At 49.5% G+C, this 18,168-nt stretch carries 15 protein-coding genes; 3 read left to right on the forward strand and 12 right to left on the reverse strand.

Going from position 1 to position 18,168, the window contains the following annotated elements; genetic code table 11:
* Positions 1-34 precede the first annotated feature (34 nt).
* Both HY774_17290 and HY774_17295 read left to right on the forward strand, forming a co-directional pair.
* On the forward strand, positions 35-1,435 hold the full coding sequence (locus HY774_17290) for a peptide MFS transporter (GenBank protein ID MBI4750241.1): 1,401 nt from the start codon (positions 35-37) through the stop codon (positions 1,433-1,435).
* A 477-nt stretch (positions 1,436-1,912) separates the two neighbouring features.
* A complete protein-coding gene (locus HY774_17295) occupies positions 1,913-2,236 on the forward strand; it encodes a hypothetical protein (GenBank protein ID MBI4750242.1) in 324 nt (107 codons plus the stop codon).
* A gap of 162 nt (positions 2,237-2,398) precedes the next feature.
* On the opposite strand, the gene HY774_17300 is transcribed toward HY774_17295, so the two are convergent.
* The 6 genes from HY774_17300 to rseP form a co-directional block, all read right to left on the reverse strand.
* Positions 2,399-2,878 carry a hypothetical protein gene (locus tag HY774_17300; protein ID MBI4750243.1) on the reverse strand — a complete coding sequence of 160 codons (480 nt, stop codon included), beginning with the start codon at positions 2,876-2,878 and terminating at the stop codon, positions 2,399-2,401.
* Between the two features lie 82 nt (positions 2,879-2,960).
* Positions 2,961-4,766, reverse strand: a complete 1,806-nt coding sequence (gene yidC / locus HY774_17305) for a membrane protein insertase YidC (protein ID MBI4750244.1) — start codon at positions 4,764-4,766, stop codon at positions 2,961-2,963.
* An 87-nt stretch (positions 4,767-4,853) separates the two neighbouring features.
* Entirely contained in the window at positions 4,854-5,078 is a 225-nt protein-coding gene (gene yidD / locus HY774_17310; protein ID MBI4750245.1) for a membrane protein insertion efficiency factor YidD, read from the reverse strand.
* Positions 5,079-5,210: 132 nt separating this feature from the next.
* Complete coding sequence (gene rnpA, locus HY774_17315; protein MBI4750246.1) at positions 5,211-5,681, reverse strand: ribonuclease P protein component; 471 nt, start codon at positions 5,679-5,681, stop codon at positions 5,211-5,213.
* A 151-nt stretch (positions 5,682-5,832) separates the two neighbouring features.
* The gene (rpmH, locus tag HY774_17320; GenBank protein ID MBI4750247.1) at positions 5,833-5,976 is read right to left on the reverse strand and encodes a 50S ribosomal protein L34; all 144 of its coding nucleotides are present in this window, start codon (positions 5,974-5,976) and stop codon (positions 5,833-5,835) included.
* Between the two features lie 266 nt (positions 5,977-6,242).
* Positions 6,243-7,685, reverse strand: a complete 1,443-nt coding sequence (gene rseP / locus HY774_17325; protein ID MBI4750248.1) for an RIP metalloprotease RseP — start codon at positions 7,683-7,685, stop codon at positions 6,243-6,245.
* Positions 7,686-8,505: 820 nt separating this feature from the next.
* Between rseP and HY774_17330 the strand changes: the two genes are divergently transcribed.
* Positions 8,506-10,242, forward strand: coding sequence for a serine/threonine protein kinase (locus HY774_17330; GenBank protein MBI4750249.1), 1,737 nt, complete (start codon positions 8,506-8,508; stop codon positions 10,240-10,242).
* A 287-nt stretch (positions 10,243-10,529) separates the two neighbouring features.
* Here the strand turns inward: HY774_17330 and HY774_17335 are convergent, their stop codons facing one another.
* The 6 genes from HY774_17335 to HY774_17360 form a co-directional block, all read right to left on the reverse strand.
* The gene (locus HY774_17335) at positions 10,530-12,083 is read right to left on the reverse strand and encodes a tetratricopeptide repeat protein (protein MBI4750250.1); all 1,554 of its coding nucleotides are present in this window, start codon (positions 12,081-12,083) and stop codon (positions 10,530-10,532) included.
* Positions 12,084-12,233: 150 nt separating this feature from the next.
* Positions 12,234-14,555, reverse strand: a complete 2,322-nt coding sequence (locus tag HY774_17340) for an SUMF1/EgtB/PvdO family nonheme iron enzyme (GenBank protein MBI4750251.1) — start codon at positions 14,553-14,555, stop codon at positions 12,234-12,236.
* Positions 14,556-14,857: 302 nt separating this feature from the next.
* The gene (locus tag HY774_17345) at positions 14,858-15,634 is read right to left on the reverse strand and encodes a DUF4388 domain-containing protein (GenBank protein MBI4750252.1); all 777 of its coding nucleotides are present in this window, start codon (positions 15,632-15,634) and stop codon (positions 14,858-14,860) included.
* 71 nt (positions 15,635-15,705) lie between these two features.
* Entirely contained in the window at positions 15,706-16,665 is a 960-nt protein-coding gene (locus tag HY774_17350; GenBank protein MBI4750253.1) for an FHA domain-containing protein, read from the reverse strand.
* Between the two features lie 175 nt (positions 16,666-16,840).
* On the reverse strand, positions 16,841-17,359 hold the full coding sequence (locus HY774_17355) for a hypothetical protein (GenBank protein MBI4750254.1): 519 nt from the start codon (positions 17,357-17,359) through the stop codon (positions 16,841-16,843).
* 114 nt (positions 17,360-17,473) lie between these two features.
* Positions 17,474-17,983: a nuclear transport factor 2 family protein gene (locus HY774_17360; GenBank protein ID MBI4750255.1), complete on the reverse strand. Its 510-nt coding sequence runs from the start codon at positions 17,981-17,983 to the stop codon at positions 17,474-17,476.
* Between the last annotated feature and the right edge of the window lie 185 nt (positions 17,984-18,168).

The following is an 18,168-nucleotide window of genomic DNA, read 5'->3' on the forward strand; positions in this document are numbered from 1 at the left end:
CAGAATTTATTTGTGAGGAGAGCGTACGTTTTCAATGCCCCACTCGACGCCTGCCAGTGAGCCTTCCTTTGATACGGCCCGTGATACTGCGGGTCTTGGTGGTCATCCAAAAGGGTTGACCATGCTTTTTTTTACTGAACTCTGGGAACGGTTTAGCTACTACGGGATGCGCGCCATCCTCATGCTGTATATGACATCAGCGGTCGCCCAGGGCGGACTTGGTTTTGATGTAAGAACGGCAGCCTCGATTTACGGCACCTACACCATGTCGGTCTACCTGACGAGCTTACCAGGCGGGCTCATTGCCGATCACCTGCTCGGTGCGCGCATGGCGGTGTTGCTTGGCGGAATCATCATTGCCTGCGGGCATTTTGCGATGATTTTTTCGTCCATGCCTTTTTTCTATGGCGGACTGGTTTTGATTGCCGTTGGTTCTGGATTGCTCAAGCCCAATATCAGTTCAATGGTCGGTGGGTTGTATGGTCCAAATGACCCACGCCGGGACAGTGGCTTTTCCATTTTTTACATGGGGATCAACATTGGTGCTGTTTTGGCGCCACTGGTGTGTGGGTATTTAGCCCAGGCTCAAGGATTCAAGCAGTTTATCCAGTCACTTGGGTTTTCTGCGGAGTCAAGTTGGCACTGGGGATTTGGGGCTGCCGGGGTTGGCATGGTGGTTGGATTAGCGGTGTTTCTGAGTCAATTAAAATGGGTGGCACACGTTGGAAATCGGCAAACCAAACCGATGGTTGATGGAAAACAAGTGACGATTCCAAAAGAACCCCTGACGACGGCTGAATGGAAGCGGATTGCCGTGGTCGTGATCTTTTTTATGTTCACGATGTTTTTCTGGGCGGCTTATGAACAAAAGGGAACCAGCCTGAACCTGTTTGCCAAAGAACTGGTTCGAACTGAAATTTTTGGCTGGCCATTTCCATCTTCCTGGCTGCAATCAATGACCGCCTTTTATGTAATTTTATTGGCACCGATTTTTTCCAAAGTGTGGGTTGCTTTGGGAGATAGGCAGCCGTCAAGCCCGGTGAAATTTATTTTTGGACTCCTGTTTATTGGATGTGGTTATTTACTCATGATTCCAGCCGCCATGTTAACCGCCAGCGGAAAAATCAGCCCGCTCTGGTTTGTGGCGCTGTATTTTTTAGAAGTCATGGGCGAAATGTGTTTAAGCCCGGTTGGGTTGAGCACGGTGACCAAACTGGCGCCAGCTCGGGTTTTAGGAATTATGTTGGGTGTGTGGTTTCTGGCATCGGCGTTTGGCAACAAACTGGCTGGATATCTGGCCGGTTTTTATGACGGGTCGAATGCTCCCTTACTGACCATGCTGTATGGAGGCATTGCGGTGGGGCTTTTCGTCGCGGCTGGCATTCTTGCCACGTTGACACCTACCATCCGCAAGATGATGGGTGATGTAAAATGATTTTTTTGATTGAAATTTAAATTGCGGTTTGATTTAAATTAAAAAAATAAAGGCACCATACCCGTTGATCAGGTGTGGTGCCTTTTATTTTTCGGTTAAGAAAAGTGAAATTTATCGTGGCTTTAAAGCAACCTTTTTTCAACCCCACCAATCCCGGTTACATTTTTCGGTTGTCTGACCAGTAACTTGTGACGGATTTTGGCTTTTACTGCAACAATATCTATCGGTTAAGCCGGCCCGTTAGCCCAGAGGATGAGAGCCTGCGTCTGGAAAAGCCCTGAAGATCGCTCCGAATTTTCCCGAACTTTTGGGCACAAATCCGCTGTTCAGGCGTCTAAAGAGTCAACTCCAAATTACATTTCTTTCCTGATTAAGCCGTAGTTCCAACGCTTTTTGCTTGTGGTATGCCAGTTGCTCTTATGTATGGCAACTGCATTAATTTATCCCTGAAACAATAGAAAAGAAGGAGAAGACGATATGGTGAAAGTGAATTTGCTTGGAAATCGTTTTTTGAAGGCGCGGACCCTATCTCCGGCCAAACCAGCTCTCCAGCCAGTACCTGAAGCACCCGTGGTGACCGCAGGGGCGATTTTGACCAAATTGATGGCCGAACTGGTTCGAGCCCGAAACGCCAGCCAATCTGCACTGCAGCGGTTACGGCGAGATCCGAACCCATCTGAAGCCGCTTTGTTGGAGTTGCGGCGGACACGTGAGCAGGTCCAGTTGCGTCGTCAGAATTTACTGCGGGCCCTCGCGGCCCATCAAAAATCTCAATTATTGGAGCTGGTCAATGGTCAATAACCCGGTTGGGTTCAATCAATGGCGGGGAGTACCCATCAGGTCACTCCCTCTCAAACTACGATTGTATTTCTTTCGCCACTCCCCGATTATTTCCGCTGGTTCTCATCAGTTCTCAAGATTTGTGATTCAATGCCTCTGATGAGGTGGGGAGTTACCTTTTCTTCAGGCTGGGTGAATGACAACTTTTCGTTCTTCCCCATCTCCAATACTTTCAGTGCGGACGGATGTATCTTCAAGCAGAGCTGTGTGAATGATGCGACGTTCAAAAGACGTCATGGGCGCCAGGGTAAAAGGGCGGCCAAACCGCTTCACCCGTTCCGCCGCCGCCGTGGCCATCAACCGCAACTCATGTTCGCGATGGGCCCGGTAACTGCCAGCATCAAACCGCAGGCGAATTTCACCACGGAGATAGCGGGCAAATACCCGACTGGCCAGGTATTCAAGGGTATTGAGCAATTCCGCATTATGCCCAAGCAGCAAGGGGACATCTTCTCCTGAAAAGTTGACCCAAACCTGATGTGGTTCGCGCACGGATACCTCGACCTCAAGCTCAAAATTTCCCAAAGTTACAATTTTCGAAAGATATGCTTCCAGTTCGGTTGCAAATGTCGTGCATTGTTGATCAAGTTCAGGTGTTGTCATAGCCGGCAATTCCTTTGCGCTGATTGATCCTGTGCTGTCTCACGGCGAGTGGTTTCGGTCCTGGCCAGCCTCTGGTCCTGGTTTAGGCTGGGGATTCGGCTGGATTCTTTGCCTTTTTATTCAGGTTAACTGGCGGCGGCTGAACTGGATTGAGTTTATTGATCACCAGTTGCTGTGAGATGCCGATGATATTTCCAGCCATCCAGTACAGAACCAGTCCGCTGGGTGCCGTCCAGAAGAAAAAGTAGGTGAGCACAATCGGAAAGACCCAGGTCATCAGGGTTTTCTGCATTTTTTGAGCTGGATCATCCGTCGCAGGTGATGGCATCAGCAATGTGGAGCCAATTTGTGTGATACACATTGCAATGGGCAAAATATGCAGGCTATCAGGTGCCGACAAATCATTCAGCCAGGAGATAAAGTGCTCCTGACGGATATCCACCGAAATCTGGAGATAGATGAAGAAGGCAAAAAAGATCGGCATTTGAAGCAGCAACGGCAGACATCCCATCAGCGGATTGCCTTCGCGCATCAACCGTGCCAGTTCCATTTGACCTTCGAGTACCCGTGGGTCACTTTTAGGAAGGTTCTTGATTCGATCTTGAATTTCCTTCACTCGAGGTTGAATTTCGGCTGTTTTTCTCAGTGCCACTGATGATTTCCACTTCAGTGGAAAGAGCAGGGTGTTGACAATGATGGTGATGGCAATAATGGCCCACCCATAATTGTTTGTGTACCGATGAAGGATTTTGACGGAAACATCCAGGAGTGGCACCAGCGGGCGGACCAGGAAGGAAAATATGCCGTAGTCAACCAGTACTTCCAAATCAACCTTATTTCCCAAAAGTTGATTGACGGGTAACAGATAATTCCGATCTTTCGGGCCAATATAGAACGTGTTTTTTATGCCATTGGGCAATGGTATCAGAACACCGACATAATCTCGTTCTGTTTGCGCTCCAGCAATGGTTTCCGTCACTTTTCGATTGGAAAGTACGACTTCAGGTACATTTTGTCCCGGAATCACCGCCATCGCAAAATAATGGTCAGCCAGTGCGGTCCAATGAACGTTCTGGTACCGGTTTTTTTCAAACTGATCTGGGTGGACATCCGTGGCAGGCCGATAGTATGGCTTGGTGGTGACGACAACCGCCTGGGGTGGGGTGTGGTAGCTGTCAAAAGTGTGGACGGACTGGTCACCAAAATTTGGTCCCAAAACAGTGTTGACTTGAACTGGAGACTGGTCTTTCTTGACATCAACTGTGTAGTCAAACGTATACCCAACTCCATCTTTTTCATCCCCATTGAACACCAAAACTTTTCGAACCAGGATACCCAGGGTTGGATCTTCGTAGGTAAAAGCCAGTTCTTTGGTCTCACCTGGGCCAATGGTGAGATTGGTGACTGGTGGGTCAATCCGATAGTTGACTGAATTGAGTTTTGTTTCAAGCTGGGTATCAGACTTAACTGCCAGCCGGAGCGAGGCACCCAGATCAACTGTTTTATCTGTTGGTGCGTGTTTTTGGGAAAAGGGAGAGATTAATTCAAGATCTTGATGCAGGGAGTTTTTGAGCGGTCGGCCATTTGGAAGCTGCTTCAGAATCCAGCTTGTCATCACGCCACCCCGGTTGGAAAAGACAGCTTTCCATAATTTGGTTTCAACCGTGAGCGATTGTTCCGGGACCGCATCTGGCGTCGGGAGAGGTCCTGGTAGAACAAGTGGTGACTCCACCACCACCTTGGGTGGTTCGTTGGAAGGCTGGGAAGGGGAAGTCGCAGGTGTTTCTGGTTTTGGGGAGGGTGGTGGAGGTGCAAAGAAGTACTGCCAGCCCAACAAAACCAAAAAAGAGAGGAACAACGCAAGAAAATAACGAGGTTTTTCGCCCATACATCAAAAACTTTCAAAGCCCCTGACGTGCTGCGGATTCGGGATCGAAATAAAACAGCACACCTCTGTGTCAAAGCACAGATCTATTCATGGAACCGGATCATATCCACCAGGACAAAAAGGATGACACCGGAGTAAGCGTCGAAGCCCCAAATATCCGCCCCGCCAAATTCCATAGCGTTCGATTGCCTCAGCCGTGTACTGAGAGCAGGTTGGATAAAATCGGCAGGCAGGAGGCAAGGCTGGGGAGATGTAGCGTTGATACGCTCGAATTAACCCAACTGCTCCAGATCGTACCGAGAAATGCGCCATATCCAGGCCAACCCATCAATATTTTTCAGGTCATCGCGAAGAACGGTTAAATGACGAGTTTGGGTACTTTCCCCGGAGTCAGGTGATAAACGCCAGGCGCTACGATTCCTGGTCCGAATTTTATTAGGTGAATTATTTACGATCACCTGGGATGGAGAGCTTTTTCGTCAGCCGTAAAAACTCAGCCTCCACCTGTCCATAGGTACTCTTGGTTAATGGTTGCTTGGCATTCACCACCAGGTCCCACCCTGGCAGCAAGGATGTTTTCTGATGTCGAAACACTTCTCTGACCAGCCGGCGGCAACGATTGCGCTTCACTGCCTTCCCGATTTTCCGACTGGTGGTAATCCCAAGGCGGACCCGTGGGAACTGGGAATGCAATGCAAAAATTGTAAAAAGTGAAGAGTGCAACCGCAGACCCTGATCATAGACACGTCGAAATTCAGTTGGGCGAAGCAAGCGATCTTGCTTTAACAACTGTTGATCCAGTCGTGGCGAATGGGAAGTCGCTGGAGGTGAACACTCGGTGGTTGGGTTGGTCTGAGTGTTTGTTTCGGCTTCAGGGTGCTCCGCTGGCAACTCTCGGTTCAGGGTATCTCCCATATCAATCTGGTTCGGAATGAGTACAAATCGCGCCGAATAAAAACGCCAATGCTTCCACCTTGAGCGTTAAGTATATCTGTATACTGGCCGTCAGGTGAAAGCAAACTGGTGGGTCGGCGACAAAGAACCTGTACTTCAACTGAAGCACCTTTTAATCATGAGAAGCTGTCAGGCGTTTACGCCCTTTTGCGCGTCGCCGTTTTAAAACAAGACGACCACCTTTGGTGGCCATGCGGGCCCGGAACCCATGGGTTTTGGCACGCCGCCGGTTATTTGGTTGGAATGTTCTTTTCATAGATCCAAATCCTTCGCTTCCTGGGATGATGAATGTTCAATATTCGAAATCCAAACCTCCTGGATAAGAACTCACCAGCCGCCAGCCAGTGACCAATTTGCTCCAGGTATAAGAGGTGAGTCAGTCGAATTTTTGAATTTTTAGACAAAAACGTGAGAGTACAGATGGGGGGAGGTTTCGTCAAGCGAAGAATTTCGACTTGGGGTGAGTGTTGATCCTGGTAAATCAGGGAACTGATTTACCAGGAATGAATTGAGTCGGTCAATTTACTTGCCTGGGGCGGGAGTTGGGGTTGGCGTGGCTGGTGGTGGTGAGGTATCTACCGCAGCCGGTTTGGTCGTTGCTTTTGTGGCTGATCGTTCGGTAAATAATCGAGCCACATCGATGTAAATAACATACCCCATCAATAAAAAGAGCAGAACGGCGCCCGTTTGCATCATCTTTTCCTTAAATCCGTTTGTGATTTGCAGTCCAACCCAACCAAAGAGTGTTTCCAGGAAAATGATGAAAATATGACCGCCGTCTAAGACTGGAATGGGGAGCAAATTGAAAACTCCCAAATTCAGGCTTAACAACGCCATCAACCTGAGTAAACCTTCAACCCCAAGGGATTGATAGGTATCTGAGGACATTTTGGCGATTCCCAGGGGACCAGCTAAGGTTTCCTTCACTGCCCGGTGACCGGTAAAAATCTGTCCAAGTGCGTCACCGGTGAGTACCAGAACCCGGATATTTTCATCAACTGCATATCGAAAAGCTGCTGGGAAGGATTTATTCTGGGTAATCATTGGGGTTAGTGGAACTGAACTCGGCTCAGGAGCAAATCCAACCATGACATCCCCTCGGGGTTCCTGCCGAGGTGTGATATGTAGTGGCACCATTTGTCCGTTGCGATCAACTTCAAGTTCAATCGGTTTACCTTCAAAATTGCGCACCGAACTTTTAAACCAATGAAAATGAACAACAGGCTGCCCGTTAAATTTAACAATTTTATCCCCAGGTTTGAGGCCACCGGCTTCGGCTGGAGTTCCCGGGTTGACAGCTTTGACCTGGATTGGCATTGGGGTGAGGTCATTTTGGAGCAGTCCTGAATCACCAAGCTTTTCCTGACCAAATTGAATGCGGGAAGGCGTCAAAGTCAATTGGAGTTGCTGGGTATTTCGCTGGACAGTGACTGAGAGGGGTTGATCAGGACGCAGGATGGTCGAATCAGAGACTTGTCCCCAGGTAGGGTTGGTTTTGCCATCAATCTGCAGGATTCTATCCCCTGGTTGAATCCCAGCCTTCTCAGCGGCTGATCCCAGCGCCACGCTTCCCACCACGGCAGGTTGTGTGAGATAGGCTGGGGATTGAAACATAAACATGGCCATGGCGGCTGGGATCGCAATGGCGCTCAGAATATTCATCACTGGGCCGGCAATCAGAACCAGAAACCGATGCCACCTGGGACGTGAGAGAAATTCATCGCCAGTCCCCTCGATATCTTCATCCAGCGTTTCACCCTTCATCTTGACATATCCGCCAAGCGGGATCGCTGAAACCCGATAATCGGTATCCCCATAATTAAACCCAAGCAAGCGAGGTCCAAATCCGAGCGAAAACACCTCAACTTTGATTTTCAACAGCTTGGCAACCGCAAAATGACCAAATTCATGAATAAAGATCATTGGACCGAGCACGACTAAAAACAACAACAGGGTTAGCAGCATCCCTCTCTACTCCTTCATTCTATCTTCGGCGTGGAGACCCGGCCCTTCAGGGCCGGGTCTCCACGCCGCTCTTGCTGTGTAAGAAATTGAAATGCAGGTGGGGGAATCACCCCACCCGCTCTGCTTGAGGGAAAACTACCCTCAGTCATCTCCTTGCGGAGAGTTGTGCGTACCGGTCTGAATGTGACCGCCGACCGGATTCGACGTCCTCTCGACCGGATTTGGGAAGGTTTGTTGTGACCGGCACTGGCACTGACTCCCATGCCTGTTTAACCGGTCACCGTAGAGCAGCGGACTGAGGCGGCATCCGCAGGTACCCATAGGATTCTTCCCAATCGTTTCCCGTGATTTGCACGGGGGGCTGGTCAACCGGAGCTTGGACCGATCTCCCCACACCGACCATCCGGCAGGATGGCGTCGTGGCGACACGACCCAAGCTCGGCCCTGAAGGGCCGAGTCTGTTGGCAAAAACATGGGCTTGGAATCATAAACTGTACCACGAGCGTGGCGGTTCCGGCAGTACAAAATCCTGAAACGCTTTTGCTGCAACAAGATGTTCCTGACCCTTGGCAAATTATTCGAAACAGGTTGTCACCCTTGGTGTTTCCATGGTAAATGAAGGGTACTTTCTGCCAGTACTTCCAACCTGTTTCCGCTTCTGCCTTTACAGTAGCGCGTCGTTTTTCAGCCAGGGAAACAAAGAGTCGTTTCATCGCTTTGATGACAAGGTTCGAAATATTGATACCTCAGGCGAATGCATGACCCTCACTGAAAGCGCCTCTTTTCAGGCTTTCAGTCTGATCTGTTTCAACCAGCACCCATGACTGAATTTGATTCCGTGTTTTTCACTGACCAGCCGGGGACTTCTGCACCTGTTGATCCATTTATTGGCCGAACAATAGACAAATATTTTATTGAGCAACGCATTGGCCGGGGCGGGATGGGGGCTGTGTATCGAGCCCATCACACCATGTTTGACAAGTGTGTGGCCATCAAGATTCTCTCTTCGAATTTGGTGAATGATCCTAAAACCTTTAAACGGTTTCAGATCGAAGCTGATGCCGCAGCTCGGTTAAAGCATATTAACGTCGTTGGGGTGACTGATTTTGGCCGAACGATCGATGGTATTGCCTATCTCGTGATGGAGTATGTGAATGGGTATTCCCTTCGGTATATTCTGGATCATAAACCGGTGCTCTCATCCGAACAGGTTGTTGCCTTGATGAAGCAAATCGGTGCCGCCGTTCATGCTGCCCACCGCAAAGGGATTGTTCATCGGGACCTTAAGCCTGACAACATTATGGTTGAAGTCTCTGAAGGTGAAGAGATTATCAAGGTCCTCGATTTTGGAATTGCCAAGCTCAAAGATTTAACAACCGGTAAAAGCTATCAATCCGAAGCTGAGAGCCTGATTGGTACCCCTCAATACATGTCTCCAGAGCAGTGTGATGGCACGAATCTGGATATGCGGTCTGATATTTACAGTTTAGGCGTTATGGCCTATGAGATGCTCACCGGGCAGGTTCCCTTCACTGGGAAGCCTGCCACCATCATGGTTCAACATCTTTCCAAAACTCCGTTGCACATCTGTTCTATTGCCACTGACCTGCCATCGGCAATTGGAGACTGTGTTATGCGGGCACTGGCTAAGGATCCAGGTGATCGGTTTGAATCAGCGCTTGATTTTGCTTCTGCGCTTGAAATGGCCTGTCCACAGCCAGTTGAGGCACAGTTGTATTTAGTACGCGAAATAATTTGTCAGCCATCGAGCGAAGTTGTGGTTCCGGAAGATGAACCACAGGGGAGCCAAACTGAAGGTGTGTACCTGCCATTTACTGAAAACCTTCAGGATGTGCTGGAGGCGGCTCCGGTGGCTGATTTCTTAACTGATAAGGGAAAGGTGACTTTGTTGGAAGAGTCTGTTTTTCTACCTTCTGGCCGTGAAGTTCTTTCCCAGGTAGAGATTTCTCCACTTGAATCAACTCAAGCTAAAGAGGAGGAAGACCACCTGGCTGCAAAGCGCGGGGATTTATATGTAGTTGCTTCCCCAAAGGCTGGTCTCATTGATCGCCAATTTACTTTTCAGCCTCGAGTTGTTGGTTGGACTATTGCCGTAGGGGTTCTCTGTCTTTTTGTGGTCGGTGGGATTGGAACACTCGTCCATCAATATCTCACCTATCATTCCATACGTCAGAATCTCGTTTTGGCTGTCGAAGCACGCCACCCTAACCTGAAGGAACTTCACGAGCAAATTGAACAACTGGCCGTTCGTCAAGGGATTCATCTGCCATCTCAGGCCGTGAAAATCATTGTTGATCCCCCCAATCACCAACTCACAGTTGTTTTAAGGTACACCAGCTCATATTGCACGATTCCACTTCAGTATGAGATCGAACAAACCGTTCAAGACTATCCCTTAACGCTCGAAGAACTTGCCCAGGTACCAGTTGATGCCCTTCAACTGGTAAATATTTCTGCGACAGAGCTTGAGAACTACCGTTTCGAGAAAGGGATACCCTCTCATTCCGGGCAAACATCCAGAGATGAGAGGAAGTGACAAAAAGAGGCGAATTGAAAGTGACGATTTTTGTCAGATTCCGATTGTAGATATATTGGGGTGATAGGCTATTCTGTTGAATATAAACAGGTTGCTGGTAACTTGAAAGAGTGGTACGCAAATTGTATTAGCTAATTTCGAGATGTTATTCTAGGGTCGCACCTAATCTTATCGACAGCGTCGTGCGGGGTCTGTCGATAAGTTTACGGTGCGGCCATTATTTTTTATAGCGCATTCCTTCCAAAACACAAAGCCCTTCTTTCTCCTTCAGTTGGTTCCCTCAAAAATCAGCGAATTTTCCACTCAACTTCGAGTTCAACGGTGGTGGGTTGCAGTGCTTCAAGCACAATCGTGGACGTAAAGTAATTCAACGATGTGCCCGGTGAACCTAATCTTACCTTTGCCGTTCCAGAAATTGATTTGACCTTCATATCAGCCATTTGCAGGGGAAGCGACTCCCGAATCACTGGTTTCTGGTTGGGTTGTACTCCAGAAATGGTTTTAATGTCCACAAATGGACCTTGCCAAAGCAACTGGTAGGTACCAGGACCAATCTGGCCTTGCCACTGGGCCTTACTTTTGGCGACAAGCTTCCAGCTACATTCAATTTGAATGTCCCCACTACCTGGGCTTTTGGGTTCAACAACCAGTTCTGTCAGGAACTGATTGGCCAGTGATGGAAAGGTTTGAATTCGCGCCCGCCCATTCTTGGAAATACTGTTTAACCGGATGGTAAATGCCTGATATGGAAGCGGTGCACTCAATTGCGCCGAGGTGAGTGCTTCAGTTCTGCCTGAATCAGAACGGATAAATGCCTGATTTCCACGAAGTTGGATGCGACTGGTGGTTTGGGCTGGAATTTTCAGTTGGATAGTTCCCAGGGCGGGTGGTTTAGATGACAGGCGAATTTGAAGTTCGGCCAGTCTGTCCAGAATTGATTCATCCTCTGTCAGTATTCTCGCCGCATCCCGAAAAAGCTGTTGTGCCTGGCCAAAGTCACGTTCCTGATAGGCTACTTCGGCCCGAAGCCGAGTCAGATGAGCCGTTGCCTGATTTTTTCCGCGATAGGCTTCTTCGTTGTTTGGGTCCAGAGCAAGTACTTTGGCAAAGCTGGCTTCAGCTTCGGCGTACTGGTTTTGATTGAGGGCTGCTGTTGCCAGGCGAAGCAGTTGTTTTCCTTCAATCTGGGTTTGCCCACGTTGTGCCACCTGATTGGTCGGATCAATTGTCAGGACACGTTGAAAAAGGGCTTGAGCCGCGCCTTCATCGCGCCCCACAGCTTCGAGCGCCTGTCCCAGCAGTGCCTGGACCAGTACTTCATCTGACACTGACACCGGGTCCAGTTGCCGGGCCTGCTCAATATAGCCCATCATCTCGGCCCAGTTGGATTGCTTCTGAGCGACTTCGATCTGACGAAGCAACACCTTGATGGCTTGTTGTTTGGCAAATTCATCAGTTGGATCAGCCTTCAGGACCTGCTGATATGCTGTCAGTGCCTGATTCAACTGATTTTGTTCAATTGCCGCACTGCCTTCAGCAAAGCACTCTGCCTTGTGTTGGCCACGCCGAAGCTCATCGGCCAGGTCAACTCCATTTCGTTGGCTTACAGTTCGTTTCAAACCTTCTTCAAAAAAAATTTTTGCCGCGACAAAGTCTCCTTTTTGAAGAGACTGCTTTCCCAGATCAAGATAATACCGAGGCGAGCGCCCCAAGAAGACAACCACTCCGGTTGGGGTTCGGATGCTGGGTGTTTTTTTCGGAGGGCGGCGTTTGGTTGTGGCCGAGGAGGAAGTGGGCGATGTTGAATCTCCCAATCCTTTGGGCCGGACCGTTTGAGCCAAAGCCACGCTTCCAGTAAAACAGCTCAAGCAAAGGCCAAGCTGCACAACTATTGTCAACCAGGAGGTCAATCCTTTTAGAACTTGAATCATGGCACACATGTCAGGTGAGTTTGGTGTGGATGAATGATTTGTGAGGGCAGGATGCTCGTGTCACAGTGATCTGGCACAGCGAAACCCAAGTGCTTTATAGCGTGTGGCGGCAGGAACCCAATTCCGATAGGTTGTGACACAATCAGGCGGTTTATTTTCAAACGATCCGCCACGAATCACCATCAGTTTTTCCTGGGTCGGATTTGAGATTTTTTCGGTATTGCCTGGGTATGGCAAGGCTTCGCTGGCTGTCCATTCCCATACATTCCCAGCCAGATCCACATTCCCAAATGGTCCAGCGCCCGTTGGATAAGAATTGACCGGTGTCGGCTGTTTCAAGTTGGATTGGGCCGAATTTAATCGGTCAACCTGAAACTGATCTCCCCAGGGGTACCGTCGAATTTGATCACCGTGGGCCGCCGCTTCCCATTCTTCCTCAGTTGGAAGCCGTTTTCCGGCCCAACGGGCATACGCTTCCGCCTCTTCAAATGACACCCCGGTTACCGGATATTGTTCGGTACCAGCCGGAAATATCCCCCCGCTCCATTGTACTGGAGGCTTATGGCCAGTTTGCTTGATAAATTCCTGATATTGCTGATTGGTCACTTCGGTTTTATCCAGAAAGAATGCCTTTAAACTCACACGGTGCTGTGGTGTCTCAAAGGTGTCAAGATTCGGGTCATCTCCCTTGTTGCGCCCAATTGGATATTCCCTCGCCGGGATCAAAACCATGTCTGGTGGAAGCGCTGGCGGTGATGGTTGGCCGAGTGGGGGCACCGTGGGCGATGGTGCAGGAGTTGACTCACGAACTGGTTGTGGTTCCGGTCGTGGCTGTGAAAAAACCGCCCACCAGACGATCAAAGATCCAATTGCCAGAATACCGACCACTGTCCCCACCAGAGCTAGAATCTGGTTTCGACTGACCTGGCCAGATTTTTGGCGAACAGGTGACTTTTCTGGAAGGTAGGCGCCACCGGAAGCCGGTATCGTTGATCGTGTTATACCGGCGGGAACGGAGGAGGAAGTTAATTCAGAGGTCCGTCCGGGTGAGTGTGGTCTGGTGCCAGAGTCGGGTCGTTCGCTTTTGAGCGGTGTTGTTCCGCTACTCTGGAGTGCTGATGCGGTGCGTTTAAATCTGGTCTCAGTGGTTTCAGTTGATACTTCAGGCTCAGGAGCCCTCCCCATTTCGGGAGCGGCTGTTTCAGCAATGGGTTTGGTCTCAAAGGAAGCTGGCGGGCCAGGGACTTCCTGAAGCGTTGATGTCGGAGGTGATTCTAAAAACTTAACCAGATATTGAGGCGACCCTTTACGCAAAGCTGGATCCTCAGGCGGAATCGGAAGCTGGACCACCTGGTTTTCCGCCTCGTCGGTTGAAGCCTGGTTTGAAGAGGCCGTCGGCAACGCAACTCCTTTAGGTTGTGGCTCATAAGGTGAGAGCGGTGACTGAGGCGGAACTTCCGTGAGTTGCTTTTTATGCTTTCCGCTGGTTTTTCCTGACCGACCAGCATTGCCTCCCTCGCTGGCGGCTCGGGGTTTGGTGACGCTTCGTGGGGTGCGTTGTTGAACCGTTTGTGGAGCACGCATTTGAGTGGTGTCCACCATTGGGTCAAATTGAGCATGATCAATCTGGGTTTCATTCGAGGGCTGAACCGGCGCTGTCCCAATCGGAAATGCTTTTGGAATTTCTTTGTTGTTTCGGCTTCCGAGATAGTCAGTTTCCTGGGTGGAGGACGATCCTGAGGCGATTGAATTGCTGGTGAGTTGACTGGTCGCATCCTTTGGGGGAACCACCTGAGATCCAGGCCAAAAAGTTTCAGTTGGGGTATGCCCAACCAGCGAAGCCGTACCCGTTTCCGGTCCGGTTAATGTGGTGGTTGACGGGAGCGGTTGGGTACCTTCAGATGTTGTTTTTGGAGGGATTGGGATAGGCTGTTGGCCTATGAGTGACGCGGTGCCTGACCCTGGTGTCGAAGCCGGGGGAATGAGTGGCAACGGTTGGGTTCCGGCGGTCTGCAGTTGAGGTTTGCGAGAGGCCAGAGGGGTTGTCAGCAGCTCAACTGGTGGTTTTGAATGCAAACCAACGGTGTTTGAGGAATTCGGTTCCGGTTGATCCAGTTGACGCGTGGGCCGTTGTGAGAGTCGAAACGCTTCATTGGCCAGGGGAGATTGAGGCGGTTGGTCCACAAACGGGGCCGTAATCGGTTCCTGAAGGGTTGGAACATCCATTTCCAGGCGAGTGTTTCCCGCGGCTGAACCAGGTACATCGGTTTTAGGAAGTGCCACTGTCACTGGAATTGATGGTGTTGGAGTGGACCCTTCGGCTGAGAGTTCACGAGGTGCTGATTGCAACCAGGTTGCCTGCAGGGAGGTCCGCAGTGGCATTGGTGATGACAGACCACTGCTCAGTGAAGTGAGCCCAGGAGGAACCTCCGCGAGGGTTCTTCCACACCCACTGCAAAAACGTGCTTTGTCGCGATTTTGAGTACTGCAATAAGGACAAAACATAAGAACTCCCCTTGGGGTGGGGAATGAAGATGACCCTGGCTAACATCCGGTGGCAATGAGCTGGTTGCCGATTGGAGTGCTTCTGATACGGGTGCTTTGAATCTGGTGCCTGGTGCTGAAGAACCAATACCTTTCGACAAAGAACCAGTTACCAGAACTCGAACCCAGTCACCTGATCCTTAACTTTCTCCGCGTTCCTGACGTGCTTTTTCCCTGGCTTCGTCAAGTTCCCGCAGTGTATCCAGCACCAGATTGGTGTTGCTGCTAGCCTGGATATTTTGGGGGAACAAATATTCATATTTTTCAACTTCAAACGTTCCTTCCTCGACCATAGCAAGCTGACGAAAGGCATCCAGGCCATGCGTGCTATCCACTCCGCTATCAATCACTTTTCCTTCGCCTCGCTTTTGATCAATGTCGCAATCAACTATTTGTCCGTGATTGAAATACAGTCGTCCCACCAGGCTTTGTGAGCGAATGATCAGAATACAGGTGAGCTTATTATTTTCAATGACTTGAATCAGGTCAAACAGGCTCACCTGACTCAAATTTCCAGTCATAAACCGGTCGTTTGACTGGTCGAGGACGGCAAATTTGAACAGGTGCTGACCGATAATGAACTTGTCCCCATCATTGAGAAGCATTTCCTGGTTGGCGTCAAGTCGCCGTCCATTCAAGAACGTACCATTGGTGCTGCCCAGGTCTGACAGCATGTACTGTCGGTTCCCATCCGCTGTCAATGTGATTCGGATTCGGGCATGTTGGCGCGAGGCTTCTCCGTCATGGGCAAGTGAGATGGTGCATTCTGGGTCCCGTCCAATTGAGGTAATCAGAGAATCAAGTACGGCTGAGGTATAGACCTGCTGATTTTGGAGCACAATTAAGGTCGCAAAATTATTTTCGTCGGTGTCTAAAACAATGCGTTCAAGTCGGCGGGTTTTTTCCAGGTTGCTCATAAGACGCCTCGTGCGTGTACTGTTTTCGGCAAATCAAAAGATCTTCGCCACGGCCCGGTGGCGAAAATCGCTCAAGAATTACTGGGTTCCGAATCGGTTGGAGTGAGTGCCGTTGCCCTGATCGTCGGCATGAGGGAATTGGCCGGAATCACTCGCTGGGTTGTGATGTCTTCGACTTTGGTTTCTTCAACTTCAAGTGTGGTCACTGATTCTGACAGGTGTGTTTCCCTCATGGCTTCATTTTCAGGCAAACCAGTATTGGCCGTGTCAAACATTTCATTTGGAATTGACTGTTCGTCCGTTTCCTGGTTCAGCAGTTCGGCGTGTGCTTCGTCAAGTTCACGCAACGTGTCAAGCACCAGGTTCATGTTGCTGGTTGCTTCGAGCGTAACCGCAAATTCTTGTTCGTGTTTTTCAACTTCAAAAAATCCTTCCTGGATTTCGACCAGCTTGCGAAAGGCATCGAGTCCCTGTTGGTCACTCACTTCGCACCCGACAATCTGTCCCGAATTAAAATACAGCTTTCCAATCGCATTTTGCTCACGCACGATGCAGATGCAGGTCAGGCGATTGTTTTCGATGATTTGAATCAGATCGAAAAGACTGACCTGGGTCAAATTTCCAGTCAGGAATTTTTCATTTGATTGATCCAGGAGGGCAAACTTGAACAGGTGCTGACCGATAATGAACTTGTCTCCATCGCGGAGCAAGGTTTCCTGATGTGGTGCCAGGCGTTTGCCATTCAAGTGTGTGCCGTTGGTGCTTCCCAGATCGCTGAGCCAGTATTGATGCAAACCATTGGAATTCGTGCTGAGTCGAACCTGGGCGTGATGTCGTGAGGCTTCGGTATCTGCCCCGAGTGTGATAGTGCAGTCTGGGTTGCGACCAATGAGCGTGATCTCTTCTTCCAGCGTGACGTGCGAAAAGACCTTTTTTTCCTTAAACATAATTAAGGTGGCAAAATGCCCTTCGCTGTCCATATCGACAGAAATTTGGTCGAGTCGCCGGGTCTGTTGCTCAGTTTCGCTCATAAAACAGTGCTCCTCAAGTGAAGTGGTATGGGCAGGACAGCGAAAGTGAATCCGTGGTGAACTTCAATCTGATTCGGTGGAGGCTGAGGTTGCAATTGCGGTCATCAGATGGGGTTTAGGAAAACTACTAAATTGCACTGCCCTTTTTCAATCGAAAGAGCACGTTTCCGACCCATTATCGAGCAAAGCGAAGACCCCGGATCTCAATCAGTCCATTTTTGACGTAAGCGTTGTCCTTTACGCCGTCAATCGACATTCGGACCTTGAGCTTCTGGTTGGGGCCAAGTTTTGGAAGTTCTTTGCTGGGCAATGGATAGCGATAAATTTCGCGAGAGGGTTTATCTTCCCAATCATAGATAAATCCTCGCAATTCAATGGCTTCAATCGTCCGATCACCCCGGTTTTCAATCTGACAGGTGAGTTCATACACAAACTCGATCATGCTGCTTGATTCCGAGGTTTCCATTTCAGTAACCACCACTTTTTGGCCTTTGACGTAGGCTTCAAAATCTGGATTCCCGGCCCGAAGCAAGTTGGCCGAACGCTGGAGACGGTCTTGTTTGGTTTGGTACTCGCTCCACAAGACACCAACTCCCACCAGAATCAGAATCACCACACCCACCACAATCAGGACTCTTCGAAAGTGCGAAGGTTCCGCCTTTTTCGGTTCAGCTTCGAGTTCAAGCAGCGACACGCCAATCATTCCTCCAAGTTACAAATTATGAATTATGAATTATGAATTATGAAAGTGGTATCTCGTTGAATTTACAGGTGGTTTGTTGATTCATCATTCACACGTCATCGCTCATCATTTGGTGTTCCTGGGTTTCGATTTCAGGAGATAGGCTTTGGGTATTGGGTTGTCAGGTCGTTCGGTGTCCCAAAAAACTGTCATCACCCACCATCGGTTCCCATCTTTGAGTAATTGAATGCTGTTAATGCCACGGGCAAAGGGTTTAGCGTCCTGCGGTGAATGCAGGGATTCATAGGTACTCAACACGTGCACGATATTTCCGAACTGCTCGCTTTTCCGAGCAATTTCGCGCTCATAAAAGCCGCTTTTTTCAAAATAGGCTGAAGCTCGTTGAATATAACCTTCACCATCATAGGTATGGGCTTCACTGCCACCAGTCGGAGTTGGATTGGTTGGAATCAATCTGGCTGATGGATGGAGCAATGACCGGAACCGATCCCAGTCACGTGTTTGACCAGCGGGACCTGAAATCACGTCATAGAGCGCTTTGATGATGGCATCAACTGATTCAACATCAGCCGACCGTACTTTGGGAACTGCAGAGGGAGTGTTTTGTCGTGCCATAGCTTGAGCAAAAGAACTGCTGATTCCATTTGTACACATCACAGCCAGAATCAATACCGGGCACGTGTGAAGGAGAAACCCGGTCAACTGGCGGTGAAGAGTAGGTAAATTTGGCCTGGTCATGCTCAGGAAGATCCTTGAATAGGAATGAAGGATGAAGAATGAACGAAGTCTTTGTAAATCAA

It is taken from the genome of Acidobacteriota bacterium, from assembly GCA_016208495.1.
GTDB lineage: Bacteria > Acidobacteriota > Blastocatellia > Chloracidobacteriales > Chloracidobacteriaceae > JACQXX01.